The organism is Demequina mangrovi (assembly GCF_000759715.1).
Lineage (GTDB): Bacteria > Actinomycetota > Actinomycetes > Actinomycetales > Demequinaceae > Demequina > Demequina mangrovi.
The window spans coordinates 1-2,709 of the sequence record NZ_BBLU01000028.1 but is presented as its reverse complement, the minus strand read 5'-3'; the positions used below and the strand labels follow the sequence as shown (position 1 = coordinate 2,709).

4 protein-coding genes are annotated in these 2,709 nt (G+C 77.6%); all 4 read right to left on the bottom strand.

Translation table 11 applies throughout. From position 1 onward, the window contains the following. A partial coding sequence (locus tag TR42_RS13905; protein ID WP_042216969.1) for a hypothetical protein occupies window positions 1–418 on the bottom strand: 418 nt, incomplete at its 3' end. Continuing rightward, window positions 415–867 carry a flagellar FliJ family protein gene (locus TR42_RS13900; RefSeq protein ID WP_042216967.1) on the bottom strand — a complete coding sequence of 151 codons (453 nt, stop codon included), beginning with the start codon at window positions 865–867 and terminating at the stop codon, window positions 415–417. The genes TR42_RS13905 and TR42_RS13900, both read right to left, overlap by 4 nt. After that, on the bottom strand, window positions 864–2,213 hold the full coding sequence (locus tag TR42_RS13895; RefSeq protein ID WP_081953424.1) for a FliI/YscN family ATPase: 1,350 nt from the start codon (window positions 2,211–2,213) through the stop codon (window positions 864–866). Before TR42_RS13895 ends, TR42_RS13900 begins: the two co-directional genes overlap by 4 nt. 14 nt (window positions 2,214–2,227) lie before the next feature. After that, on the bottom strand, window positions 2,228–2,709 hold a 482-nt coding region (locus TR42_RS13890), incomplete at its 5' end, for a FliH/SctL family protein (RefSeq protein ID WP_042216965.1).

Genomic DNA, 2,709 nt, shown 5'->3' with positions numbered 1-2,709 from the left:
GGTCCGCGGGAGGCTGCCCGCCCGGGATCTCGGCATCGACCGCGGCGGCGGCATCGGCGTCGGTGACGGGCACCGGTGCGACGGGGAGCTCGACCGGGACGGCCGGCATCCCGCCGAGGGTCTCCTGGCCCGGCGGCTGCTCGCCCGCAGCGGCGGTCCCCGGGGCGTCGGCGTCGACCTCGTCGGACGCGCCCTGTGCGGGCCGGTCGGTCGGAGCCTGCGCCGCATCGTCCCCGCGCGAGGCGGGCTCGCGGCGCGATGCTTCGGGACGCGAGGCGTCGGTGCGCGAGCCGTCGCGGCCCGCGCGGTCCGAGGCCGCCGTGAGCTCGCGGGCGAACGCGTCGCCGTCGCCCGCCTGCGACGCGCCTGCGGGGGTGCGCGCCGGCGGTGCGGCCGGCGCCAGGGGTGTCACCGTCATCTGTCCTCCTCGGACGCGCGTCGCAGCGCCGCCTCGTCGAGCGCCACCTGCTCGGCGCGCAGCTCCTCCGCCGCGACCTCGTGCTCGTGGCGCGTGCGGAGGCGGTCGATCATCGACGCCTGCGTGCGCGCCTGGTTCCAGGCGCCGGACGCGCCGTGGGCGTGCCTGTCGGCGACCTCGAGCACGGTCTGCAGCTCCTGCACGCGGGCCGCGAGCGACGCACGCGCCGCGACCGCCGCGCTCCACGACCGCGAGACGTCGGGCGCCTCCGCATCGCTGGAGAGCCGGGCGTCGCGGAACTCGAGGTTGGCGAGCTGCGAGCGCGCGCGGGTGACCTCGGTCGCGGCCTCGTCGCGGGCGCGGTTCGCCTGGGCGAGCTCCGCGGCGGCGCGCTCTTCGGCGAGCTCGCGTGCGCGTAGCAGGCCGGCGAGCGGGAAGCGGCGGGTCATGCGCGGACCCCCAGCTGCTGGACGAGCGCGGCCAGGCCGGCCCAGGCCTCGCCCGCCGGGACGGCGTGGTCGACGGACTGGGTGAGGAAGCCGTCGATCGCGCCGGAATGGGCGACCGCGGCGTCGACGAGCGGGCTAGAGCCGGCGGCGTACGCGCCCACGTCGAGAAGGTCCTGCGCGCGGCGGCGCGCGGCGAGCACCTGGCGCAGGGCCAGGGCGAGCTCGCGCTGCTGGGGCGTGGTGACGCGGTTCGCGACGCGCGACACGGAGCCGAGCACGTCGATCGCCGGATAGTGCCCCGCGACGGCGAGGTCGCGCGAGAGGACCACGTGGCCGTCGAGAATCGAACGGGTGGCGTCGGCCACGGGCTCGTTGTGGTCGTCGCCGTCCACCAGCACGGTGTAGATGCCGGTGACCGAGCCCGAGGCGTCGGTGCCGGTCCGCTCAAGCAGCTGCGCGAGCATGGAGAACGTCGACGGCGGATAGCCGCGGGTCGCGGGCGGCTCGCCCACGGAGAGCCCGATCTCGCGCTGCGCCATCGCGACGCGGGTGAGCGAGTCCATCATCAGGACCACGTCGCGACCCTCCGAGCGGAGCTGCTCGGCGATGCGGGTGGCGACGAACGCGGCGCGCAGGCGCACCATGGCGGGCTGGTCCGAGGTCGCGACCACCACGACGGACCGGGCGAGACCCTCGGGTCCCAGGTCGTCCTCGAGGAACTCGCGGACCTCACGCCCGCGCTCGCCGATGAGCGCGATGACGCTCACCTCGGCCTCGGTGCCGCGCGCGACCATCGACAGCAGGGACGACTTCCCGACGCCGGAGCCCGCGAAGAGGCCGATGCGCTGGCCGCGGCCCACGGTGGTGAGGGTGTCGAGGGCGCGCACGCCCAGCCCGAGCGGGGTGTCGACGCGTGCGCGGTCGAGCGCCGACGGGGCCGTGGCGTCGACGGTGACCCGCCGCGCCTCGGGGTGGTCCATCACGCTGCCCTTGCCGTCCATGGGTCGGCCGAGCCCGTCGAGCACGCGGCCCAGGAGCTGCGGGCCGGCGGGGACGGTGAGGGGCCGTCCGGTCGCGCGCGCGGCCATGCCGACGTGCAGGCCGTGGACCGGGCCGAGCGGCATGCAGCGCAGAGCCTCGGGGGTCACCGCGACCACCTCGGCCTCGGTCGCGCGCCCGTCGCCGAGGTCGATCGAGACGAGGTCGCCCACGGCGCCCTGAAGCCCGGCGACGTCGACGGAGAGGCCGACGATGGACGAGACGGAGCCGACGAGCTCCGGCGCGGCCGCGGCGGCGGCGCGCTCCAGCAGCGGGGAGCGATGCCCCTCCGCCGCGGGTCGCGCCAGCAGCGCGGGCGTGGTCACAGCCCGCCCTCGAGGATCGCGCGTGCGCGGTCGAGGCCGGCGCCGATGCGCGCGTCCAGCGCGCCGTCGGAGTGCTCGACCAGGACGTCGCCGCGTCCGAGGCGCGGATCCGCGGCGAGCTCGACGCCCCCGGGGAGCGTCGCCTCGCCGGCCTCGAGCAGGCGCTCGATCTCGACGAGGGTCTCCGGGTGCACGCGCATCGTGCTCGGCTCGAGCTCGGCCGGCATCGCGAGCGCCCGCGTGAGGACCGAGCGCGCGGCGGTCGGGCCGTCCGCGAGCTCGTGGGTGAGCACGGCGGCCGCGAGCTCGAGCGCCGCGGCGTGAACCGACTGCTCGGCCTCGGCGAGCACCGGCACTGCCCGGTCCCGCCAGGCCTGCACGGCGGCGCCGAGCGCGAGGAGCGCGTCGCACAGCGCCGCATCGCGCGCCGACTGCCGGCGGGCGCTCTCGGCCCGCTCGCGGGCGCGCTCCTCCTGGG